At 66.1% G+C, this 23,516-nt stretch carries 19 protein-coding genes; 10 read left to right on the top strand and 9 right to left on the bottom strand.

What is annotated here, in order from left to right; genetic code table 11:
* Nucleotides 1-42: 42 nt before the first annotated feature.
* Nucleotides 43-894 (top strand): class I SAM-dependent methyltransferase, encoded by an 852-nt coding sequence (locus tag ASF00_RS11735; RefSeq protein ID WP_055879046.1) that lies wholly within the window; start codon nucleotides 43-45, stop codon nucleotides 892-894.
* Between the two features lie 26 nt (nucleotides 895-920).
* Here ASF00_RS11735 and ASF00_RS11730 read toward each other — a convergent pair whose 3' ends face one another.
* The 4 genes from ASF00_RS11730 to ASF00_RS11715 form a co-directional block, all read right to left on the bottom strand.
* Nucleotides 921-1,313 carry a response regulator gene (locus ASF00_RS11730; protein WP_055880418.1) on the bottom strand — a complete coding sequence of 131 codons (393 nt, stop codon included), beginning with the start codon at nucleotides 1,311-1,313 and terminating at the stop codon, nucleotides 921-923.
* Nucleotides 1,314-1,377: 64 nt separating this feature from the next.
* Complete coding sequence (locus tag ASF00_RS11725; RefSeq protein WP_162233584.1) at nucleotides 1,378-3,816, bottom strand: sensor histidine kinase; 2,439 nt, start codon at nucleotides 3,814-3,816, stop codon at nucleotides 1,378-1,380.
* A gap of 41 nt (nucleotides 3,817-3,857) precedes the next feature.
* The gene (locus ASF00_RS11720) at nucleotides 3,858-5,216 is read right to left on the bottom strand and encodes an EAL domain-containing protein (RefSeq protein WP_082463404.1); all 1,359 of its coding nucleotides are present in this window, start codon (nucleotides 5,214-5,216) and stop codon (nucleotides 3,858-3,860) included.
* A 642-nt stretch (nucleotides 5,217-5,858) separates the two neighbouring features.
* On the bottom strand, nucleotides 5,859-7,052 hold the full coding sequence (locus tag ASF00_RS11715; RefSeq protein ID WP_268795098.1) for an acetyl-CoA C-acyltransferase: 1,194 nt from the start codon (nucleotides 7,050-7,052) through the stop codon (nucleotides 5,859-5,861).
* An 87-nt stretch (nucleotides 7,053-7,139) separates the two neighbouring features.
* Between ASF00_RS11715 and ASF00_RS11710 the strand changes: the two genes are divergently transcribed.
* The 6 genes from ASF00_RS11710 to ASF00_RS11685 all read left to right on the top strand — a co-directional run bounded on the left by ASF00_RS11710 (nucleotide 7,140) and on the right by ASF00_RS11685 (nucleotide 16,613).
* The gene (locus ASF00_RS11710; RefSeq protein ID WP_055879041.1) at nucleotides 7,140-7,391 is read left to right on the top strand and encodes a hypothetical protein; all 252 of its coding nucleotides are present in this window, start codon (nucleotides 7,140-7,142) and stop codon (nucleotides 7,389-7,391) included.
* Between the two features lie 28 nt (nucleotides 7,392-7,419).
* Complete coding sequence (locus ASF00_RS11705) at nucleotides 7,420-8,139, top strand: prepilin peptidase (protein WP_055880411.1); 720 nt, start codon at nucleotides 7,420-7,422, stop codon at nucleotides 8,137-8,139.
* Nucleotides 8,136-8,555 carry a hypothetical protein gene (locus ASF00_RS11700; protein ID WP_055879038.1) on the top strand — a complete coding sequence of 140 codons (420 nt, stop codon included), beginning with the start codon at nucleotides 8,136-8,138 and terminating at the stop codon, nucleotides 8,553-8,555. The genes ASF00_RS11705 and ASF00_RS11700 overlap by 4 nt, the downstream gene beginning before the upstream one ends.
* 181 nt (nucleotides 8,556-8,736) lie before the next feature.
* Entirely contained in the window at nucleotides 8,737-10,836 is a 2,100-nt protein-coding gene (locus ASF00_RS11695; RefSeq protein WP_235525785.1) for an autotransporter assembly complex protein TamA, read from the top strand.
* Entirely contained in the window at nucleotides 10,836-15,068 is a 4,233-nt protein-coding gene (locus tag ASF00_RS11690; RefSeq protein ID WP_055879031.1) for a translocation/assembly module TamB domain-containing protein, read from the top strand. Before ASF00_RS11695 ends, ASF00_RS11690 begins: the two co-directional genes overlap by 1 nt.
* Before the next feature lie 69 nt (nucleotides 15,069-15,137).
* The gene (locus ASF00_RS11685) at nucleotides 15,138-16,613 is read left to right on the top strand and encodes a flavin-containing monooxygenase (RefSeq protein WP_055879027.1); all 1,476 of its coding nucleotides are present in this window, start codon (nucleotides 15,138-15,140) and stop codon (nucleotides 16,611-16,613) included.
* 87 nt (nucleotides 16,614-16,700) lie between these two features.
* On the opposite strand, the gene ASF00_RS11680 is transcribed toward ASF00_RS11685, so the two are convergent.
* Nucleotides 16,701-17,195 (bottom strand): SH3 domain-containing protein, encoded by a 495-nt coding sequence (locus ASF00_RS11680; RefSeq protein ID WP_235525784.1) that lies wholly within the window; start codon nucleotides 17,193-17,195, stop codon nucleotides 16,701-16,703.
* Nucleotides 17,196-17,305: 110 nt separating this feature from the next.
* Between ASF00_RS11680 and ASF00_RS11675 the strand changes: the two genes are divergently transcribed.
* Both ASF00_RS11675 and ASF00_RS11670 read left to right on the top strand, forming a co-directional pair.
* Nucleotides 17,306-18,304: a 2-hydroxyacid dehydrogenase gene (locus ASF00_RS11675; protein ID WP_055879021.1), complete on the top strand. Its 999-nt coding sequence runs from the start codon at nucleotides 17,306-17,308 to the stop codon at nucleotides 18,302-18,304.
* An 80-nt stretch (nucleotides 18,305-18,384) separates the two neighbouring features.
* The gene (locus tag ASF00_RS11670) at nucleotides 18,385-18,576 is read left to right on the top strand and encodes a hypothetical protein (protein WP_055879018.1); all 192 of its coding nucleotides are present in this window, start codon (nucleotides 18,385-18,387) and stop codon (nucleotides 18,574-18,576) included.
* 81 nt (nucleotides 18,577-18,657) lie between these two features.
* Here ASF00_RS11670 and ASF00_RS11665 read toward each other — a convergent pair whose 3' ends face one another.
* The 4 genes from ASF00_RS11665 to ASF00_RS11650 form a co-directional block, all read right to left on the bottom strand.
* Nucleotides 18,658-18,951 (bottom strand): hypothetical protein, encoded by a 294-nt coding sequence (locus ASF00_RS11665; protein WP_156348327.1) that lies wholly within the window; start codon nucleotides 18,949-18,951, stop codon nucleotides 18,658-18,660.
* Nucleotides 18,952-19,066: 115 nt separating this feature from the next.
* Complete coding sequence (locus ASF00_RS11660; protein ID WP_055879017.1) at nucleotides 19,067-19,705, bottom strand: LysE family translocator; 639 nt, start codon at nucleotides 19,703-19,705, stop codon at nucleotides 19,067-19,069.
* Nucleotides 19,706-19,797: 92 nt separating this feature from the next.
* Nucleotides 19,798-21,201, bottom strand: a complete 1,404-nt coding sequence (locus tag ASF00_RS11655; protein WP_055879014.1) for an NAD(P)H-dependent flavin oxidoreductase — start codon at nucleotides 21,199-21,201, stop codon at nucleotides 19,798-19,800.
* Nucleotides 21,202-21,269: 68 nt separating this feature from the next.
* Complete coding sequence (locus ASF00_RS11650; protein WP_055879011.1) at nucleotides 21,270-22,406, bottom strand: glycosyltransferase; 1,137 nt, start codon at nucleotides 22,404-22,406, stop codon at nucleotides 21,270-21,272.
* A 200-nt stretch (nucleotides 22,407-22,606) separates the two neighbouring features.
* Here ASF00_RS11650 and ASF00_RS11645 point away from each other — a divergent pair, with 200 nt between their 5' ends.
* Nucleotides 22,607-23,509 (top strand): hypothetical protein, encoded by a 903-nt coding sequence (locus ASF00_RS11645; RefSeq protein WP_156348326.1) that lies wholly within the window; start codon nucleotides 22,607-22,609, stop codon nucleotides 23,507-23,509.
* Nucleotides 23,510-23,516 lie beyond the last annotated feature (7 nt).

The following is a 23,516-nucleotide window of genomic DNA, read 5'->3' as shown; positions in this document are numbered from 1 at the left end:
GTGACACTTGTCGGGGAGGACGCTGCGCGGCACAAGCGTCGGGTGTCCGACCAAGCCCCCGAAATCTTCGCCCCGGAAATTTTCGACCGCGGGGCGCGCCGCTGCCGCCGTGATCGCGCCGCGCCGCTGTATCGCGAGCATGATTTTCTGCGCGGGACGATGCTCGACGGGATTGCCGAGCGGCTCGACGCGGTGACGCGGTCGTTTACCGACGTCCTCGATCTCGGCTGTTTCGACGCGGCCTTCCCGGCCCCGGCCGGCGCGCGCGTCGCCCGTTGCGATTCGGGATTTGCCTTTTCCGCCGCCGCTGGTGGTGTGCAGGCCGACGAGGACCGGCTGCCGTTCGCCGACGGCAGTTTCGATCTGGTGGTGAGTGCCGGCGTGCTCGATCAGGTCGACGATCTACCGGGTGCGTTGTCGCTGATCCGGCGCGTGCTGCGGCCCGACGGACTGTTCCTCGGCGCGTTCGTCGGCGCAGGCAGCCTGCCCGCGCTCCGTGCCGCGCTCCGCGTTGCCGAAGCCGACCGGCCCGCCGCGCGGCTCCATCCGCAGATCGACGTCCGCTCCGCCGGCGACCTGTTGATGCGGGCAGGATTTGCGCTGCCGGTCGCCGACGTCGAGACGCTCGATGTCGGCTACCGTGACCTTGGTCGACTGCTCGGCGATCTGCGCGGGATGGCGGCGACCAATGCGCTCAAGCAACGCCAGTCGATGACGCGCGCGGTCTTCGGGCGAACGCTGGCAGCATTCGCGGATGCCGCTGACGATCGCGGGCGCACGCACGAGAAATTCCAGATCGTGTTCCTGACCGGCTGGTCGCCCGATCCGTCGCAGCCCAAGCCGGCGCGCCGCGGCAGCGCAACCGCCTCGCTGACCGACGCGCTCAAGCGGTAGGACCGCTTGGTCAACGCCAGACCAGCCTAGCCGATCATCCCTTCGCCCGCGGCATCGCGGGCGAGGATACGGCCCATCGCGTCGAACAGCGCATCCATCGCCACCGGCTTGAAGATGACGTCGTCGGCGCCTGCGGCCAGGCAGCGTTCGCGCAGATCGGGGGCGATATCCGCGGTAACGACGATGATCGGCACGCGTCCCTTCGCATCGCGGCGCGCGCGGATATGTTCGATCGCGGTCACGCCGTCCATGCCGGGCATCCGCAGATCGACCAGGATCATCGCGAAGTCCTGCTCCTCGATGATGCCCAGACCCCGCTCGGCGCTTTCAGCCTCGATCATCGTGACGCCGGCGACGTCGAGCATATCCTTGACGACGCGTCGATTCATCCGATCGTCCTCGATAAAGAGGACCTTCACCACCGCCCCATCGATAGAGGGACATATGCGAGAAATGCTGCCGACATGATCCTACACCTACGCGCTATGCCGCGTCCGACACAAGGACGGGATGCGGCGCGTTTCGCGGCATCGGTTCGCCGTAGATCGCCTGGATCAGCGCTGCGCCACTGACCGGTTTCGCCACCACGCGGGTGATGCCGGTGGCGAGCAATTCGTCGCGTTCCTGCACTGCCGCTACCGGCCACAACAGGGTCGTTTCGGTACGGGCGATCCCCGCCGCGTCGACGATGCGGACTAGGCCGGCATGCGCATCCCCGTCGACACGGATCGTCGCGTCGTCGATCAGGACCTGCGCGACGTTGCCCTCACGCAGCAACAGGATTGCCTCGTCGACCGAGCCGGCAAACGCGACCGTGCCGGCATGTGGCGCTAGCAAGGCTTTGAACATGCTCCGCGTGATCGGATTGCGATCGACAACCAGCGTGATCGCGCTCGCCGTGCCTGGCGGATGTGCGGTGACGATGAGCGGCGTGGCGCGGACGAACGGCAGAGTAAGCGTGAAGGTCGCCCCCTGTCCTTCGACGCTGGCAACGGTGACATCGCCGCCCATTGCCCGCGCCAGATTGCGGCAGATCGCCAACCCCAGCCCGGTCCCGCCGAATTGACGCGTCGTGCCGGCATCCGCCTGCGCGAAGGATTCGAAGATCTGTTCGAACTTGTCGGCGGCGATGCCGATTCCGGAATCGGTCACCGCGACCCGAAGCCGTTCGTCATCGCCGACGTCGATCGCGAGCGTGACCCGGCCCTGCTTGGTGAACTTCAGTGCGTTGGCCAGCAGGTTGAACACGATCTGGCGGATCCGCGCCGCGTCGCCGACGATCATCGCGGGGCAGCCGGTCAGATCGACGCCGAACGTCAGCCCCTTGTCGCGTGCCTGCTCCTCCCACAACCGGGTCGCATCCCTCACCGTCGCGCAGAGATCGAACGGAACCGCCTCGATCGTCAGATTGCCGGTTTCCATCTTTGCTACGTCGAGAATGTCGTCGACCAGCGCGCGCATCGTCAGCCCCGCACCATGGACGACGCCGACCCGGTCGCGCAGCAGCGGCGCGAGGTGCGTATCGGCCAGCATCACCTGGGTCATGCCGAGGATGCCGTTGAGCGGCGTACGGATCTCATGACTGGTGGTCGCCAGGAATTCGGTCTTCGCCGCCAGCGCCTTGCCGAGCGCGCTGTTGGTGAGGGCGAGGTCGTCGTTGGCCGCGCGCACCTGATCGCGGCTGCGGCGGATCGTGACCAGCCCGATCCCGAGCAACGCGATGACGATCGCGACCGCGCCGGCGACCCCGAGGAAGACATAGCGCTGGGTCAGTGCGCGTGCCCGCTCGAACGCGATACTGCGCCGCAGTTCGTCGGCCTTGAGTTGGCTGATCTTCAATTCCTGGTTCGCGAAATTGAACCGCGCCGCCATCAGCGCCGTCTTGGTGCTCGTCGCCAGCTTGGTCGCATCGTCATCGATCCGCTTCAGCGCCTGAAGATGCACCAGCGCGGATTTCGGATCGTTCGCGGCACGAAAGACATCATAGGCGGTCTGGTGGATGTCCCGCTGCGAGATGCTCGTGCCCTTCGGCCCGAGTTCGGCCAGTGCGGTCGTGATCAGCGCTACAGCGCGCGATACCTGCCCTCGCTGCAACGCCAACTGTGCCGATATTGCGATGATCCCGGCCTTCGACCCCGATGTTTCACGGTCGGCGGTCAGCCACATGCCAGCCTGGATGGCGCGGTCAGCGTCGGACAGATTCCCAGCCAGTAGCTGCAGCAGCGCGATATTGGCGTAGACCTGCGCCATCAAAGGCGCGCTTTTGAGGCTTTTCGCCAGCAGCAACGCCGTGTTGAACTCGACGAGCGCCTGCTTGTAGTTTTTCAACTCGCTGAACGCGGTTGCCCGATTGTTATGGATCGATATCGAAAGACTTGGCTCGGTACCATATATATCGATTGCCTGATCATAATATTTCAACGCGGTGGTTTGATCCATCGCCTCTGTATACAACCACGCTATGAAGATCAGCGCCATCGCCTGTCCGCGGCGGTCGCCGATCCGGCGATATCGGATGAATGCTGATTGATAATCGGCCAATGCTGCGCCGGCGCGGCCCTGACCGCTATCTGCCCCTCCGCGCGACAACAAGATGTCGGCGTGCAGTTTCGAGTGTGGCGCAAGCATTACCACCGCACGCAGCGCGGTGCCGATCAGGACGCTGGCCTTTTGGGGATTGCCGGTGCGCACATACGCCTCGCCCTGTAACCATTGCGCCGTGGCGATCGATATCCCCCGCACCGCGGGATCAGCGATCGACCTTGCCACCTGCTCTGCGCCGACCGCCTTGGCACGCGCCGAAACGGGGTCGATCAGCATCGTCGCCTTGGCATCGCCAATCGTCTGATCGAACCCGCTGATGGTCGGCGCCACGGGACGCTGGGCTGGGCATGACTGGGCCCAGCCAAGTCCGATGAGCATGGCACAAGCGATCACCACGCGCATGCGCGCGACCGCGTAGATCAACCGCGTTTCCATACCGTCGCAAGCCGGTTGAACGGCGCCCGGACATCGGCTGCGATCGCAAGGTGCTTCTCGTCCGCCAAGAAGTGGATCAGTGCATCGAGGTTGATCGGCCGGCTGATCAGGAAGCCCTGGATCATGTCGCACCCCATCACCGACAACAAGGCCATCGCCGCCTGCGTCTCGACGCCTTCGGCAACCACCTCCATCTCGAGCGCATGCGCCAGATCGATCGTCGAGCGCACGATGAGCGGGTCGCGGTTCGAGCTCGTGAGTTGCGTGACGAACAGCTTGTCGATCTTCAGTTCACGCGCGGGCAACTGCTTCAGATAGGCGAGCGAGGACAGGCCGGCACCATAATCGTCGATCGCAATGACGATGCCGATGTCCGCGAAGACATTCAGGTTCGCGATCGCGCTTTCCGGATCACGGATCACCGACGTCTCGGTAATTTCGAACCCCAGACGCGCGCCACTCGTCTGCACCAGCGCGCAGACTTTCCGAACGAACCGCGTGTCGGCAAGCAAGACCCCGGCGATATTGATGAAGATCCTCAGGTCATGACCATGCTCGAGAAGAGTCTTCTGGTCGCGAATCGATCGCTCGATCGTCCATAGGGTCAGCGCGACGATATCGCGCGATTCCTCCGCGATCGGGATGAAATCGCTGGGCAGGACCAGACCGCGCGTCCCATGCTTCCAACGGACCAGCGCCTCGACGCTGGTAATCTCCTGCCGCCGGAGATGGACCTTCGGCTGGTATTGAAGGAACAACTCCTCGGTCTCGATCGCGATCGTCAAGTCGCGCGCCAGTTGCGCGCGATCGACCGATGCTGCGCCGAGGACGACGTCACGCGCGACCGCGACACGTTCGCTCCGAGCATCGATCAGCGCGCGCTCGGCTTCCTCGATCAGATGCACTTCGTCGCGCTCGCCGATCGCTCCCGCCGCGGCAGCGCCGAACTGGACGTGGATCCCGTGCCACTCGCCATCGATATCGAACGGCAGATCGAACGCCGCTTCCAGCGCAGTGATCGCAACGTCGAGCGCCAGCCGCGCCTCGCTTTCGAAGGCGATCTCGACCACGTCTCGCCCGGCGACGATGACCCGTGCATCGGGCAGCACGGCACTGACGCGCGCCGCGACATCGATGATCAGCATGTCCGCGCGACACCGACCCAGATGCCGCCGCAGGACACTAAAATTTTCGATCTCCGCGAGGATCAGGAACTGCCAACCGATCGCGCACCGCAGATGTGGGCCGACCCGGACCAGATCGGCCTGGACGGCGGAAACGGCTGGTTTGGCAGCAACCTGGGAGACGCTGCGGCTGCTGTGCGAGTGCGAGAACTCTCTCATGGGTCCGGGATATCTGCAACGCATAAACATAGTCTTAAGTACAGCGGCGACGACTCGTTGCAGAACATGGTTAACAATTTACAAAAATTATTGTTTAACGTTTTGTTATACACTATGCCGACCTTGCACCCGCTAGGGTGTCAATAAGGGAGCATAAACATGCTGAAGCTGATCCTCGCGTTGATCTACACGCCCATTCGCCCCTGGTGAATGACGACGTCGGCTCGATCGACACTGCTTGGCCACCAACGGGCGGGCATGTTGGTCGGGCCGACACTTCGATTCGCTCACTAGGGAATCGATAATGGCGCGCAGTTCCCAACAGTTGGCGCTCGGCACTGCGGCAATTCTGTAACGTCATTGTAATGTTGATTCTGGAGCGCGTGTCGCCGAGCCCAACGCTCATGGCGCAGCCAGTCTAGGCGCTGATCAGGCGTTTTTTGACGGTTTCAATGTAAAATCGGAGTGCGCGGCACGCGTGGCGCCCGGATGCGTCGGTCGCGTCAATCTCGAGTAGCGTCTCACCGGTAGCCGAACCGCAATGCACAAGAAATACGCCTCACTCGCTCAGTGCGCGAGACGGATTTCAGGCGGGGTCCACACGATGTCAGACCCCTGCCCTCTGTCAGATGAGGGTAACGCTTAGCGCATCAGCTCCACCGCCATCGCGGTCGCCTCGCCACCGCCGATGCACAGCGAGGCCAGCCCGCGCGTCTGGCCGGTCGTCTCCAATGCCGACAGCAGCGTCGCGAGGATCCGCGCGCCGCTCGCACCGATCGGATGGCCCAGCGCGCACGCCCCGCCGTGGATGTTCACCTTGTCGTGCGGCAGGCCAAGGTCACGCATCGCGATCATCGCAACCACCGCAAACGCCTCGTTGACCTCGAACAGATCGACATCCGCCGCGGACCAGCCAGCCTTCTCCATCGCCTTTCGCATCGCGAACACCGGCGCGGTCGTGAACAGTGCCGGCGCATGGGCATGCGCGGCGTGCGCCACGACCCGCGCGATCGGCGTGATGCCCAGCCGCTCGGCGACGCTCGCGCGCGTCATCACCAGCGCGGCCGCGCCGTCGGAGATCGACGACGCATTGGCGGCAGTGATCGTGCCGTCCTTCGAAAAGGCAGGCTTGAGCGTCGGGATCTTGGCGACGTCGCCCTTCGCCGGCTGTTCGTCGAGCGCGACCGTCGTTATCCCCTTGCGGCCGGCAATCTCCACCGGGACGATCTCGCGATCGAATGCGCCCGATGTCTGCGCGCGCTGAGCCCGGTGCAGCGATTCGATCGCGTAATCATCCATCTGCGCGCGCGTGAATTGATACTCGTGCGCGGTATCCTCGGCGAAATTGCCCATCAGCTTGCCGGGTTCGTACGCATCCTCGAGCCCGTCGAGATACATGTGATCATACATCCGGTCATGGCCGATCCGCGCGCCGCCGCGGTGGCTCTTCGACAGATACGGCGCGTTGGTCATGCTCTCCATGCCGCCCGCGACGAGCAGGTCGACCGACCCCGCCGCCAGCGCATCGGCCGCCAGGATCGCGGCCTGCATCCCCGATCCGCACATCTTGTTGACCGTCGTCGCCTCGACATGGTCGCCGAGCCCGGCGTTGATCGCCGCCTGCCGCGCGGGCGCCTGGCCGAGCCCGGCGGGCAGCACGCAGCCCATGTAGATCCGCTCGATGCCCGCCGCCGACACGCCCGACCGACCGACCGCACCGCGGACCGCATCGGCGCCAAGCTGCGTCGCGGTCGCGCCCGCGAGCGCCCCCTGGAACGATCCCATCGGCGTACGCGCGTAGGACAGGATGACGACAGGATCTCGATCGACGACCACTTTGCTCTCCACTTAATCTTATGCCCCATATCTGGGGTTGATCCGCGGCAATACAAAGCGGCGCGGGATGCGCCTAGACCCGCCGGCATGGAAACACTCATCACGACGCTCAAATGGTGTGCCGCAGCGTCGGGGGTGATCGCCGCGTTCATGGTATCGCTCGATTTCGGGCGCCGCGTGACCGGGTGGGGGTTCGTGCTGTTCGTCGGCTCGTCGATCGCCTGGCTGAGCGGTGCGGCCTTGACCGGCGACTGGGCGCTCGGCACGCAGAATATCGTGTTGTTCGGAATCAACCTCCTCGGCGTGTATCGCTATCTGGTGCGCAAGACGGGTGTATGAGACCCCAATCTGGCCGCTACTGCTGGGCATGCTCGGCGCGATCCTCGGCAGCTTCGTCGCTGCGCTGGTGACGCGCTGGTCGGACGGGCGATCGGTGATGGCCGGCCGTTCGGCGTGCGATGGCTGCGGGCGGACGCTCCGCGCGATCGAACTTGTGCCGCTGCTGAGTGCGCTTGTCCTTCGCGGACGGTGCCGCGGCTGCGGCGGCGCCATCAGCCCGGTGCACTGGCGGATCGAGCTGGCCGGAGTCGCGATCGGCGTGGCCGCGGGACTCGTCGCGCCCGGGCTGGTCGGCGTGGCCGGCGCGGTGTTCGGCTGGCTGTTGCTGGCGCTGGCGAGCCTCGATCTCGTCGCGTTCTGGCTGCCCGACCGGCTGACCCTCCTGCTCGCCGGCACCGGCGTTCTGAGCGGGGCGGTCGGGATCGATCCACCGATCGTCGCGCGGGCGATCGGCGGCATCGCCGGGTTCGGCACGCTGTGGCTCGTCGCGTTCGGCTATCGGCGTCTGCGCGGGCGCGACGGGATGGGCGGCGGCGATCCCAAGCTGTTCGGAGCGATCGGGCTGTGGCTCGGTTGGGCGATGTTGCCAGCGGTCCTGCTGATCGCCAGCATGATCGGGCTCGGCGTCGTGCTCGCGGCACACCTCAAGGGACGCAGCATGGCGGCGGACACCGCGCTTCCGTTCGGCGCGTTGCTGGCATTGGCGGCTTATCCCGCATGGCTCTTCATGATAGGCCTGACGCCATGATATCGCTCGCCCTTCTCCTCGCGCTACAGGCTGCGGCCAATCCAGGTCCCGGCCCGCTCGGCGCGATCGGCAAGCAGCAGCTCCCCGCAAAGGGGTGCGCTGCCTATCTGTGGAGCATGGACGCCGCGCGCCAGCTCGTCGCGATGGCCACCGCCGACCCCGCGCAGATCCGTCTGGCGATCGACGGCAAGACCACCGACTACGCGATGGCTACGCAATCGCCCGCCATCGGTTTCGGCTTCGGCGGCGTCACCCAATATCGCGGCGGCGACGTCACCGCGACGCTCGACATGGCGGTTTCGGTGCGCGCGGATATCTCGGCAGGCGCGACCGTGACGTCCGCGACGTTACGGATCGATCGCCCGGGACGCGACACCGTCGTCATGCCGGTCGGTGGCCTGGTCGGCTGCGTCTGACTCAATTTTCGTGAAACCAAGCCGTCCTCCGTGCGTTACGTGGACGAAGATGGGGGTGAATCGTACACGATCGCTGCCTTTAAAAGGGAATCGTGTGACAGCTTCGAACAGCCGCCATCATTGGCTCGCTCTTGCGTTGGTAGCGGCTAATACGGGTTTCGCGGGCGTTTGTTCCGCGCAATTGGCAAAGCCCGGCACCGCCCCTGCAAAGGGTCCGGATGCGCCGAAGCCCAGCGATCAACCGCAATCGGCCGATCCGCGGTCCGACGCGCCGATCGTCCCCGACGCCGAGTTCGACAGCGCACTGCCGCCGCTGAGCAGCGACCTGAACGCGCCGCTCGAACCGATGTCCGCAGCCCCCCCCGTCGTCGCAACCCCCGCGACCGCGACGACGTCTGCAACCACGGTGTCGGGCGACGTCCTGCCACCGACCGGCCCCGCCGACCCACAACTCGCGCAATCGCTGATCCCGCTGTCGAGCTTCGACACGACCCCGCTCCAGACCGCGGCGGACATCAAGGACAAGGACGCGCCCGAGATCCGGTACGAGACCGCGACCAAGGGGCTCGACACGGCAGGCTCCGGGCTTGAGGCCGAATACAAGGCGCTGTCCGCGCTTGCCGAGGGCAAGGGCAAGGCGGCGAACGCCACGCAGGTCGCAGCGCGCGGCCGTGAGGACGAGGCGCTGGCGGTGCGCTTGCTGAAGTCGCTCGGCTATTATGACGCCACCGCGATCTCGACCATCGAGACGATCCCCGACGCCGACAAGATCAAGCCCGCGCGGCTCAAGGCGACCGTCAGCGCGCAGCCCGGGCGGCTCTATTCGCTGTCGTCGATCACCGTGCAGGCGAACGCGACGACGCCCCCCGATCTGGTCCGCCAGCAATTGCCGCTCAAGGTCGGCGATCCGATCGAGGCCGCGCGGATCCAGGGTGCGGAGGCGAATGTCAGCCTGACGCTGCCACAACAGGGCTATCCCTTCGTCAAGGTCGGCGAGCGCGACATCCTGCTCGACGACCAGACTCCGACGGGGGCATACACGCTGCCGGTCGATACGGGGCCCCGCGCGTCGTTCGGTCAGCTTCGCACCGAAGGCGATCCGGTGTTCAACCTGGAGCATCTCGGCCTCTTCCCGCGGTTCAAGTCGGGCGGACTCTACGACAACCGGATGACCGACGACCTGCGCGACGCGCTGGTCGCGACGTCGCAATTCTCGACCGTATCGGTCGAGCCGGTCCGCACCGGCACGGTCAACCCCGACGGTACCGAGCAGGTCGACCTGCTGGTCCGCCAGAGCGCGGGCAAGCCCCGCTCGCTCGGCGGCAATGTCGGCTATTCGACCGGCCAGGGGTTCCGCGCCGAGGGCACGTGGCAGCACCGCAACTTGTTCCCCTACGAGGGCGCGCTGATCGGATCGGTGATCGCCGGCACGCAGGAACAGGGGCTGTCGGGCACGTTCCGCCGCGCCAACGCTGGCCGCCGCGACCGCACGTTCAGCCTGACCGCGGGCGCGAACCATTCGAATTACGACGCCTATGACGCGTTCACGACCAGCGTCGGCGTTCGCTGGAGCTACGATTCGACGCCGATTTGGCAGAAGCCGCTCACCTATTATTACGGCGGCGAACTCGTCGGCACGAACGAAAGCGTCTACGACTTCACGCAAGGCAAGGACGTTCGCCGGACCTACGGCATCGTCGCACTGCCGGGCCAGGTACGGTTCGATCGCTCGGACAGCCTGCTCAATCCGACCAAGGGCTATCGCCTGACGCTGAACCTCAGCCCCGAAACATCGGTGCAGGGGTCGGTAAAGCCGTACATCCGGACGATGATCGAGGGGACGTTCTACTATCCCGTCTCCAGCAGCATCGTCATCGCCGGGCGCGCCAAGGCCGGCTCGATCCAGGGAGTCGACCGCGACGACCTGGCACCGTCGCGGCGCTATTACGGCGGCGGCGGCGGATCGGTGCGCGGATACGGCTATCAGCGGCTCGGGCCGTTCGACCCCAACGGCAACCCGGTCGGCGGGCGGTCGCTCAACGAATTCGCGCTCGAAGCGCGCTACCGGTTCGGCGATTTCGGCATCGTGCCGTTCATCGATGCGGGTAACAGCTATGAGAGCAGCACACCGAACCTGTCGTCCCTGCGCTATGGCGCGGGTATCGGCGGGCGCTTCTATACCAGCTTCGGCCCGATGCGCTTCGATGTCGCGACGCCGCTGAACCCACGCAAGGGCGACGGCAAGATCGCGCTCTACATCTCGATCGGGCAGGCATTCTAATGGCCGAAAACGGCACCCCTGCGGTCGAGCAGACCGTCACTGTCGAGCGTCGCCCGTTGTGGCAGCGTGTCCTGAAATGGCTGGCTATCCTGGTCCTCGGCCTGGTCGCGCTCGTCCTGATCGTCCTGTTCGGCATCAACACCGATCCCGGCCGGCGGCTCGTCGCGGACCAGATCGGCGGCTACACCACCGCCTCGGGGCTGAACATCAAGGTCGGCCGGATCGACGGCTCGATCTACGGCGCGATGACCCTGAGCGACGTCCGCGTCTCGGATCCCAAGGGCGTGTTCCTGACCAGCCCGAAGCTCGCGGTCGACTGGCGCCCGTTCGCCTTCGCCAAGAACCATGTCGACGTGCGCTCGCTGACGACTCCGCTCGTCACGTTGCAGCGCCGCCCGGTGCTCAACGCGACGCCGACCGATCCGAACGCGCCGCTGCTCCCCGATCTCGATATCGACGTGAACCGTCTGGTGATCGACCGCTTCGTGATTGCCAAGCCCGTGACGGGCCAGACGCACATCGTGAAGATCGACGGCGCGGTGCATATCGCCGACCGCCGCGCGCAGCTCACCACCAACGCCGCCGCGCTCACCGGTCCCGGGATCGCCGGCGGCGACCGCCTCGTGCTCAAGCTCGACGCGGTGCCCGACCGGAACAAGTTCGACGTGAACGTGAAGCTGACCGCACCGGTCGGCGGGGTGGTCGCGACGATGGGATCGTTCAAGGCACCGCTGACCGCGACCGTCGATGGCCGCGGCAGCTGGGCTGCATGGCAGGGCCGTGCGGTCGCAACGCTCGGCGGCGGACAGCTTGCCAATCTCGCGCTCACCGCGAAGAACGGCCATATCGAAGTCCGCGGTTCGACGCGTCCCGGCCTGTATCTCGAGGGACCGGTCGAGCGGCTGACCGCGCCACAGCTCGACGTCGCGATCGACACGACGCTCAACGATCGCAAGGCCGACACGCGGATGACGCTGAAGTCGGACGCGCTCGCGGTCGACGCCGGCGGCCTGATCGATCTCGCCAACAGCCGGTTCGGCAATTTCGCGGTGAACGCCAAGCTGCTCACCCCCGGCGCGATCTTCCCCAACCTGCGCGGTCGTGACGTCACGGCGCGCGTCGTTCTCGACGGTGCGTTCGCGACGCCGACGGTCGACTACAAGGTCCGCGCCGCGACGATCGCGTTCGGCGACATGGGCGTCGAGAATCTCTATGCCGAGGGTCTCGCCCGGGTGAACTCGGACCGCATTCTGGTGCCGGTCAAGGCGCGCGCACGTCGCGTGACCGGGCTGAACGCGGCGGTCGGTGGCCTCGCCACCAACGTCGCGATCGACGGCGACTTCGCGATTTCGGGCGTCAACGTCCTGTCCGACAATCTCAAGATCCGCTCGGACAAGATCGACGCGACCGCGGTCGTCGTCGCGAACATGGCAACCGGGCGCTACACCGGCGCACTCAAGGGGCGGATCAACAATTACCGCGTCGACGGGATCGGCATCGTCAACCTGACGACCGACGCCAAGCTGGTGCCGGGGCCGAACGGCGGCTTTGGGATCACCGGCCGGGTCGTCGCGCAGACCGCGCAGATCTTCAACGAAAGCGCGCGCAGCTTCCTCGGCGGCAACGCGATCGTCCGGTCGGACATCGGCTACAGCCCCGAAGGCATCGTCACCTTCCGCAACCTGCGGATGAACGCGCCCCAATTCCGCGTCACGCGCGGCGAAGGCCGGTTCGATCCGGCGACCGGCGCGGTGCTGGTCAACGCTGATGCGTATTCCACCGTCTACGGCCCGCTGTCCGCACGCGTGACGGGCAGCGCGACCGCCCCCGTCGTCGTGCTGCGCGCACCGCGGCCGGGCGTCGGCGTCGGGCTCGTGAACCTCAACGCGCGTATCGTCGGTCGCGGCGGTGCCTATGCCGTCACCGCGAGCGGCGGTACCAATTACGGCCCGTTCACCGCCGACGTGCTCGTCACGCCGGGCACGCAGCTCGCGGTCGACGTGCGCCGCGTGGTGTTCGCCGGGATCGTCGGCAGCGGGCGGATCGTCCAGACCGCCGCAGGTCCGTTCGCGGGCGCGCTCCAGTTCGCGGGCCAGGGCCTGTCGGGCAACGTCCGTCTCGCCAACCAGCGCGGCTATCAGCGCGCCGACGTCGCCGCGCGTGCCAATGGCGCCCGGATCCCAGGAATGGTCGATTTCACGATCGGCCGCGCGATCATCAATGCGACCGCGGTCCTGACGCCGACGCCGCAGATCGTCGCCGACGCGCAGGTCGCGGACATGCGCTATGGCGCGATCGTCCTGTCCGCAGGCCGCGCCAAGGTGAACTATGTCGGCGGCAACGGCACCGCGCAGGCGCTGTTGACCGGCTCGAACGGTGTCCCCTTCCGTCTCGCGGTCAACGCCAAGCTCAGCCCGAACAATTACCTCATCGCGGCGCAGGGCCAGGCCAACGGCATCGACTTCCGCACCGTCAACCCGGCGCGCATCCAGGCAGTGAAGGGCGAATACCGCCTGTCGCCGACCCGGATCGACTTCGGTGGTGCAGGCGGCGGCTCGGCGCGTCTCGCGGGCACCTACGGCCGCGGCACGACCGCGCAGGTCCGGCTCGATCGCCTCGACCTGTCGACGCTGTCCGCGCTGGTCCCCAATCTGGGGATCGGCGGCAAGGCCACCGGCAGCCTCGACTTCACGCAGGCGAATTCGGCCGCGTTGCCCAACGCCGACGCGCGCATGACCGTCACCAACTTCACCCGCTCGGGCCTCGCCGCGGTCTCCGATCCCGTCGACATCGTGTTCGCAGGCACGCTCGGCGGCGAAGGCGGCACCGGCCGTGCGCTGGTCCGTCGTGGTACGTCGGTGATCGGCCGGATGGTCGCGAACCTGCGCCCGCTGCCCGCGGGCACCGGCTCGTGGAGCACGCGCCTGATGGCCGCGCCGCTGTCGGGCGGGATCCGCTATAACGGCCCGTCCGCGGTGCTGTTCAGCTTCGCCGCGATCCCGAACCAGCAATTGTCGGGACCGATCGCGGTTGCCGCCGATTTCTCCGGGCGTCTGCAGGCACCGCAGCTCAACGGCGTCGTCCGTGCCGACAATCTGACCTACGACAACGAGACCTATGGCACGCGCCTGTCGCAGATGCGGATCGCCGGCCGGTTCTCGAACACCGACCTGCAACTGACCCAGCTCAGCGCGAAGGCCGGCGACGGCACGGTGCAGGCGCAGGGCTCGATCGGGTTCGCGGCCGACAGCGGCTTCCCGATCGATCTCCGCGCGACGCTGAACAACGCGCAGCTCGCCAAGAGCGATGCGATCAGCGCCACCACGACGGGCACGATCCACCTGACCAACGGGCGTGACGGCGGCCTCATCCAGGGCGATCTCCAGATCCCCGAGGCGCGCTACCAGATCATCCGCCAAGGCCAGGCCGAAGTGCCCGAACTGACCGGTGTCCGCCGCAAGAGCGACATCCGCACGCCGCTCTCGACCGACCGGTCGCAGGTGCCTGCGGTCGGCAAGTTCAAGCTCGACCTGCGCGTGCGCGCGCCGAACCAGCTATTCGTGTCGGGCATGGGGCTCGAATCCGAATGGGAGATGGACATGCGGATCGGCGGCACGTCCGCCGCGCCGATCATCACCGGCGGGATGGATATCGTGCGCGGTACCTATTCCTTCTCGGGCAAGCGGTTCGAGGTCACCAAGGGCCAGATCCGCTTCCGCGGCGGTGCGCTGACCGATCCGGACATCAACATCGTGGCGAGCACGACGACCAGCGACATCACCGTGACGATCAACGTTACGGGCACTGGCCAGCGTCCGCAGATCGCGTTCACCTCGACACCGACGCTGCCGCAGGACGAGGTGCTCAGCCGCCTGTTGTTCGGCTCGAGTCCGGCCAATTTGTCGGCGACCGAGGCGATCCAGCTTGCCTCCGCGCTGAACTCGCTGCGCGGGTCGGGCGGCGGTGGTCTCAACCCGCTCGGCAAGCTGCGCTCGGCAACCGGGTTCGATCGCCTCCGCGTCCTCGGCGCCGACGAGGCGACCGGGCGTGGCACCAGCCTCGCGGCGGGCAAGTACATCACGAAGAACATCTATGTGGAGATCGTGACCGACGCGAAGGGCTATACGTCGACCCAGCTCGAGATCGCGCTGACCAAGGCGCTCAGCCTGTTATCGGCGGCGGGATCGAGCGGCGGGCAAAGCGCCAGCGTCAAATATACGAAGGACTATTGAGTAAAGATCACAACAGGATAGGTTCGGTTATGAAACCTAAGGCGTAACGCCGGGGCGAGAGGATGCAGCATGACCGAGCATGTCGACGTGATCGTTGTGGGCGCCGGGATTTCCGGGATCGGGACGGGCTACCATCTCCAGACCCGCTGTCCCGACCGCAGCTACATGATCCTCGAGAGGCGCGCGGCGATGGGCGGGACGTGGGACCTGTTCCGCTACCCCGGCATCCGCTCCGACTCGGACATGCACACGCTGGGCTTCGCCTTCCACCCCTGGACCGCGGCCAAGTCGATCGCCGACGGCCCCTCGATCCGTTCCTATGTGGAGGAAACTGCCCGGGAATACGGGATCGACCGCAAGATCCGCTATGGCCATCACGTCAAGTCGGCGGCGTGGTCGACCGAGGATGCGCGGTGGACGGTCGAGGCGACGGGCCCCGATGGCGCGCCGGTGACGCTCACCTGCAATTTCCTGTCGATGTGCGCGGGCTATTATAATTACGCCAAGGCCTATTCGCCCGAGTTCGAGGGGGCGGAGAGCTTCGCCGGGCAGATCGTCCACCCGCAATTCTGGCCCGAGGATCTCGATTACAGCGGCAAGCGAGTCGTCGTGATCGGCAGCGGCGCGACCGCGGTGACCTTGGTGCCGACGATGGCGCAGACCGCGGAGCACGTAACGATGCTCCAGCGCTCGCCCACCTACATCGTCGCGCGCCCCGGCGAGGATGGCGTGGCGAACTGGCTGCGCGGCAAGCTGCCGGCCAAGGCGGCGTATGGCATCACGCGGTGGAAGAACGTGCTGATGGGGATGTTCTTCTTCCGCCTCGCGCGCAAACGCCCCGCCAAGGTGAAGGAGCGGATGATCGGCATGGTCCGCGATCATCTCGGCCCAGACTATGACGTCGCGACGCATTTCACGCCGCGCTACAATCCGTGGGACCAGCGCGTCTGCCTCGTGCCCGACGGCGACCTGTTCACCGCGATCAACGCGGGCAAGGCCTCGATCGTCACCGACACGATCGCGCGGATCACGCCCAACGGCATCCACCTCGATTCAGGCAACGACCTGCCCGCCGACGTCATCGTCACCGCCACCGGGCTCGAACTGCAATTGATGAGCGGCGTCGCGTTCAGCCTCGACGGGCAACCGATCGAGCTCGCCGGGCGGCTCCAATATAAGGGGATGATGTTCGACGGCATCCCGAACCTGTCCTCGACCTTCGGCTACACCAACGCGTCATGGACGCTGAAGGCGGACCTGACCGCGGTCTATGTCTGCCGCCTGCTCAACACGATGACGAAGCGCGGGCTTCGCCAGGCGACCCCGCACAACGACGATCCGACGATGAAGAGCGAGGCGTTCCTCGATTTCTCGTCGGGCTATGTCCAGCGCGCCGCCGCCGCGCTCCCCGCGCAGGGCGAACGCAAGCCGTGGAAGCTCAACCAGAATTACGCGCTGGACCTGATGGCGTTGAAGTTCGGCTCGGTCGACGACGCGATGCGCTTCTCGAACCCGGCCCCGGCGAAGGTGCGATTGCCCGCCTAAGCGAGCAGGGGTGCGATTGCCCGCCTAAGCGAGCAGCGGTGCGATTGCCAGCCTAGGCGAGCAGGGTACGACGGCCCGCCTAGGCGGTCAGGGCAGCGTCTCGCCCGCCTCGACGCCCCACAGCGCGCCGATGTCGACAAAGCCCGCCTGCCCCTTCACGTCGAACCGGCACCAGCCATTGCCGCACTGCGCCAGCCGCCCGACCACGCCGGGCGCCGCGCGGTACAGCACGCGGCCCGACGTGGCGGGCTTGTCGCGCAGTTCGACCGGGGTGGCCCGACGGACGATCGCGGTGCGCGTGCCGCTCAGTAGATTGGCCTGCATCCAGCCCTCGGTCCCGTCGGGATCGGCGACCTTGCGCCATTCCTTGAAGATCGCGACGACCTTGATCGGCAGGTCCTGTCGCTGATACAGCCAGCTCGCCGGATAGGTCCGCGCCGGCCCCGTACGCATCCGCGCGCGCGACGCCGTAATAGAGGCGTAATAGGGGACGGCCCGCTTCGTCGCGTCGGCGGCAGCCGCCGGCTCGGACACCAGCGCGGTGAAGACAACGGCGGAAAGCGTTGCGGCGAGAATGCGCATGGTCATGTCCTAACTGGCGAGCCGCCGTCCTATCGCGATGAATCGCTTTCCTCAACCGAAGTTGGAGTCTCGATGTTGACGACCGCACGGGCCTTCGCCAAGCCGTCATCATGACCGACACACGCCGCTGTACGAACCCGAAGGTCGTCGTCACGCGCGAGCTCGCGGATACGCTGATGGACCGGATGGAGGCGCTGTTCGATACGCGCAACAACCGCGCCGACGCGAAGCTCAGCCGGGCAGATCTCGCGGCCGCGATGGCCGACTGCGACGTGCTCGTCCCCACCGTCACCGACGACATCGACGCAGAGCTGATCGCGGGCGCGGGCAACCGGCTCAAGCTGATCGCCAACTACGGCGCGGGCGTGAACCATATCGACCTGAAGGCGGCACGGGCGCGCGGGATCATCGTCACCAACACGCCGGGCGTCCTCACCGAAGACACCGCGGACATGACGATGGCGCTGATCCTCTCGGTCCCGCGGCGGCTCGCGGAGGGCGAGAAGCTGGTGCGCTCGGGCCAGTGGAAGGGCTGGAGCCCGGGCGGCATGCTCGGCCACCGGATCGGCGGCAAGGCGCTCGGAATCGTCGGGATGGGACGGATCGGCCAGGCGGTCGCGCTCCGGGCGCGCGCGTTCGGGCTCACCATCCATTACCATAACCGCCAGCGGCTTCCCGCGGTGCGCGAGGCACAGCTGGCCGCGACGTTCCACGACTCGCTCGACGCAATGCTCGCCGCGGTCGACATCGTGACGATCCACACCCCGCTCAATCCCGACAGCCGCAACCTGATCGACGCGCGCCGGATCGCGCTGATGCGGCCGCACGTCTATCTCATCAACGCGGCGCGCGGCGGGATCGTCGACGAGGCGGCGCTGGTCGAGGCGCTGGAGGCCGGCCAACTCGCGGGCGCCGGGCTCGACGTATGGGCACATGAACCGGCGATCGACCCGCGCCTGCTCGCGCTCCCCAACGTCGTGATGCTGCCGCACATGGGTTCCGCCACGCTCGAAGGCCGGATGGCGTCGGGCGAGCGGGTCATCCAGAACATCCGCATGTGGGCGGACGGCCATCGCCCGCCGGATCAGGTACTCGACGGCTGGATCTGAGCGATCCGCAGCACGATGTCGGAACCGTTACCGCGATGCAGCATTTGTTGGATACCCCCGGAAAGACAGGAGTATCCAAGATGAAGAAGTTTGCCGTTTCCGCCCTGCTGCTCGCGTCCGCCGTCTCGATGAGTGCATGTTCGACACTCAAGGGCGCAGGCATCGGCGCAGCGGGTGGCGCAGGTGTCGCTGCCGCAACGGGCGGCAGTGTCGAGAAGGGCGCAGCCGTTGGCGGCGCAGGGGGAGCCGTTGTCGGCACCGTGGCCGACTGACCTGACCCAGACCCCGGGCAGCGTGTCGAACGCGCCCGGGGTCTATCCTCCCCCGCAAGGGGAAGAATTGTCCCGGCCGTCTCACACTGCCCGCATCCAGTGCGTCCGTGCGACGTTCCCCGTCAGCACCTTCGACCCGAACGCCTTGATGATCCTGGCGGCGTCGGCGCTGTTCATCAGCACGACACGTGTGCCCCCTGACGGCAGGCTCTCGATCGCGCTGATGATCGCATTATGCTTCTTGCACATCGCCACGACCTGCGGTTGTTCGACGCTGACGTTCACCGCACGTGAGATCGGTACGACCGTATCCACCTCGGTCGTCACGAAATGCGTCCCGAGGTCATGATGGAAGAAGAAATCGTCATGCGGCATTCCCGGCTCGGAGCGGGAGCGCAAAGCATCTCTCAGTCACAGCCTGCCCGTATGAAGCGCCGCGATGCGCCGGGTATGCGCGCTATCGCCGCGATCGGCAATGGCAGCCGGCGCGTTACGTTCGCACCCGCAACAACGCGAGGCCGAAACCGACGAAGATCGCCCCCGTCAGCCGATCGAACGCACGCCGCATCGCCGGGCGAGTCAGATACCGCGCGAGCGTCCGCCCACCCGCCGCATACACGCCGTACCAGAAGCTTTCGACCACGGCGAAAGTGGCGACTAGGATTGCGAACTGCGGTCCCTGCGGTGCGGCCCGATCGACGAATTGCGGGAGAAACGCCGCCGCGAACAGCAACAGCTTGGGGTTGCTGACCCCGATGACGAACCCGCCGCGATACAGCCGCGCCGCCGACGCGGCCGGCATGCGCGTGACCGGCGACGTATCGTCCCCCACGTCGATCGGCGATCCCGCCCCCCGCCAGGCCTTGATCCCGAGGAAGATCAGATAGGCGACACCCGCATAGCGCAACGCGTCGAACACGCGCGGCCAGGCCGCGAGCAACGCCGACACGCCCGCCGCCGACGCCGCCAGCACGAGCACCAGCGCGGTCAGGCAGCCAGCCATCGCGGCAATGCTGCGTCGCGCGCCGAACGTGATGCTGCGCGTCATGACGTGCAGCATGTTGGGCCCCGGCGTCCCACATAGCAGGAACACCGCACCCAGGAACAGCCACCAGGCGTGTAAAGTCATCCTTGCCCCCGGCCCCTCGAACGCGTGATCGCGCAGACCGCGAAACTGACGCGGCGACCCCGGCGGGCGCCGGGGTCACCTTGTCCGCCGCGTCAGTCGCCCGTGAGGATCCGGTCCACGAGCTGTCCGACGCTAGGCACGAACCCGTTCGAATAGAACGGATCCTTCTTGAAGTTATACGCCGCATGGCCGGCGAACATCAGGTTCTGGTCGATATCGCCGCCATGCGCGATGTCCTGCAGCGTCTTCTGGATGCAGAAGCTGCGCGGGTCCGCCAGACGTCCGGTCGAGTTGGTCTCGGTATCCGCCCAGCTTGAGAACGAGCATTGCGACAGGCAGCCCATGCAATCGGCCTGGTCCTTGCGGATCATGCCCTTCTCGTTCGGGCTGACGAACACCAACGTGTTGTCGGGCGTCTTGAGCGCATCGGTAAAGCCCTCGCCGAACCACTGGCGCGCGCGCAGCAGGTCGTTGCGCGTGACCCAGAAATTCTTGCCCTTCACGCCCACGTCGAGCTGGAAGATATGGTCGCCCGCCTCCTGCGTCGAGAAGGCGATCTGGCGTTCCGAGCGCGCCTCGAGGCTGCGCAGGAACGGGTTGCGCACCGCGGACGAATAGAAGCCGGTCGGCGAGAATTTGTGCAGCAGCACGTCGCCTTCCTCGATCTGCGTCAGCGCGTTCTTCCAGTCCGCGGGGATCGGGCTTTCGCGAGTCAGCAAGGGCCGCGTGCCGAACTGGAACGCGATCGTGCCGAGCTCGGGATTGTCGATCCAGTCGTTCCAGTCGCGCAGATACCAGACGCCGCCCGCCATCACGATCGGCACGTCGTCGCTGATGCCGCCTTCGCGCATCACGTCGCGCAGTTCCTTGACGCGCGGATAGGGATCTTGCGGCTTCAAGGGGTCCTCGGCGTTCGACAGACCGTTATGCCCGCCCGCGAGCCACGGATCCTCGTACACCACCGCGGCCAGCCACTCGGCCGCCTTCGAATAGGCGCGCTTCCACAGCGCGCGGAACGCCCGGCCCGAACTGACGATCGGCAAATAGCTGACGCCGTAGGACGCGGTGATCTCGCTCAGCTTGTAGGGCATGCCCGCGCCGCAGGTGACGCCGGCCACCTTGCCGCGCGTGCGTTCCAGCACACCGTGCAGGATTCGCTGCGCGCCGCCCATTTCCCACAGCACGTTGATGTTGATCGCGCCCTTGCCGTCGGCGATCTCGTACGCGCGCTCGACCTGCTGGACCGCGCCCTCGATCGCGTACTGGACGAGTTCCTCGTGCCGGTCGCGCCGCGTGAGCGCAGCATAGACCTGCGGGATGATCTTGCCTTCGGGATCATAGCTGTCGGCGTTGACCGCCGACACCGTGCCGATGCCGCCGGCCGCAGCCCAGGCGCCGGCCGACGCGTGGTTGGTCGCAGCGACACCCTTGCCGCCCTCAACCAGAGGCCAGACTTCCCGACCGTTATAGACGATAGGCTTCAGGCCCTTGAACACGACGTCACCTCTCCCGGAAAATACGGCCCCCTATATCGCAAGGACGCAGGGCGCGAGCAAATTAAGACCTAGGTCAGCGCCCCGGCTCGTCCGAGTGCGCTCTCATACAGGCTGCGATAGCGCGCGATCATCGTTGCTTCGTCGAATTCCGCGCATGCCTTGGCTTGGTTCGCAAGCCCGACCGAGGCGCGCAGCGCCGGATCCGCCACCAGCGCCTGCAGCGCGTCGCGCAGCCGCACCTCGTTGGCGATATCGGTCACGAACGGCAGATTCTCGGGCGAAACCATCCGCTTTATGTCGCCGACCGGATAGCTCGCGATCGGCAGGCCCGCGGCCATCGCCTCGACCACCGAGATCGGAAACTGCTCGCTGCGCGACGACACCGCGAGCATGTCGAAATGGCCGATATAGCGATAGGGCCGATCGAGGAATCCGGGCACCACCAGCTTGTCCGCCATCCCCATCGCCGCCGCCGCCTGCAGGATGTTGGCGCGTTCGGGCCCCTCGCCGACGATCACCAACCGCACCCGCCCCGAGACGCCACCCACCGCACGCACCAGCGCGGTGAGGTCCTTGACCTCGCGCAGGCCCGCCAGCGCACCGATCACGACCTCCTTGGCGTTCGGCACGAAGCCGGGGATCGCCTTGGGCTCGGGCTTCTGCGCGTAATAGGCGGTGCCGATCCCGTTGATGATCCGGTGGACGCGCGCGCGCGGCTGCTTCCAGGTGTGCAGCGCGATGGCCTCGAGCGCCTCCGACGGCACCGCCAGCGCATGCGCGGCGCCCAGCGCGAGCCGCCGATAGATGTTGCGCTCGATCTTGAGCCCGCCCGCCTCGTCCGCGTTGAACCCGTCCTCATGATGGACGAGCGGCGGCGCCCCCTTGCTGAACGCGCGGCGCGCCATCGCCCCGTCGATCGCGCCCCAATTATAGGTGAGCACGAGGTCGAACCGGCGCATGTACTGCGCGATCGCCTCGTAGCGCTTGACCGAGGGCTTGCCGGTCAGCGGCGGCGGGTTTTGCGCGATCTCGTAGCGGATGCCCTTGGCGATCGAATCGCGCGCATCCAGCGCATCGGGCACGCCCGAGACGATCGTGTGTTTCGCCCGGTCGCCGAACGCATTCATCAACCGGACCGCCCGCGCCTCCTTGCCGCCCAGGCTGAACGAGGAGTGGAGATGCAGGATGTTCACGGGTGCGGCCATGTCGCCTCATTAACCGCCTGTGCCGCGTTCGTCATGATCAAGATTTATCACCCAACAGCATGTCCATCGCCAGCCATTGCTCCGATTCGGAGCAGGTCCAAACACGCTAACGCTCCCGCAATGATAGGCTCACGATCGCGTTCCGATGAACTGCGCTCGGCGATGAAGCCCGGTCTTTCTCGGAGCGATAAGGGGGGATCATGCCTCGTTTCATATTGTTGGCCTGGGCTTTGTGGTGCGTTGCGGGCCCTGTCGCTGCCCAACAGCCGGCGCGAGACGCGACCGCGCCGGCGACACCTGCCAACGAGTTCGTGGTTGGCCCCGTCGAGCTCCTTCAGGACGTCAACGGCACGCCTGTCAGGATCGTGGCGAACAACTACTTCCAGGTGCTCGGACAGTCCGATGGGCTTCATCTCGCATCGCGCATGGAGATAGATCTGTCCGATTTGCAGCAGAAATTTCCGTCAATCCTTGGGGCGATACCGTTGCCGAGCGACAATTGCGCGAGCTATAAACCGAACAATCTCGTCGCCAGTTTGCCAGCTCGCGAATTACGCGCCGAAAACGATCACGCGACGATGGCAATCGCAGGCAGAGTGGAGGTCTGGAGCTGTTTCGAAAATCCGGTTCCGAAGACCAAGCTGAGTTGGAAAATGAAATGCGTTTTGGGCATCTGCACGAAGCTTCCTGTCATTGAAACCTCCCCAGGAGATCCGTTCAAGACCCGCGCCGCTTCGCAATCTTTCAACGCAACGCTGCCGGTCTATTTTCGACGGATCAACGACACGTCGCTCGGGATTGTCATGGGCACGCCCAATGTCTCGCTCACGGGACAATATGTCTTCGTTACCAAAGGGATTTTGAGCATTGCGAACATCGACGTGAACGAGGAGGCGCGGAAGGCAATGAGCAAGGCCATCGCGCCGAACGATCTCATCAAGACAATACCCGAAGAATTCCTCGTCATGAAGCCGTCGATCTCCGACGCGAGCTTTTACCTCAATAACGGACAGCTGTTTGCCCGAGTATCGGCCAACGCGCTGATCCCGCCGGAAAAAATCACGGAGTGGATCAAGCTCATGATGAAAAAGCCGACCCCTTGACCGACGT

This window comes from Sphingomonas sp. Leaf34, from assembly GCF_001421805.1.
Classification (GTDB): Bacteria; Pseudomonadota; Alphaproteobacteria; order Sphingomonadales; family Sphingomonadaceae; genus Sphingomonas.
The sequence above is the reverse complement of the archived record's forward strand: the minus strand, read 5'-3'. Positions and strand labels throughout refer to the sequence as shown.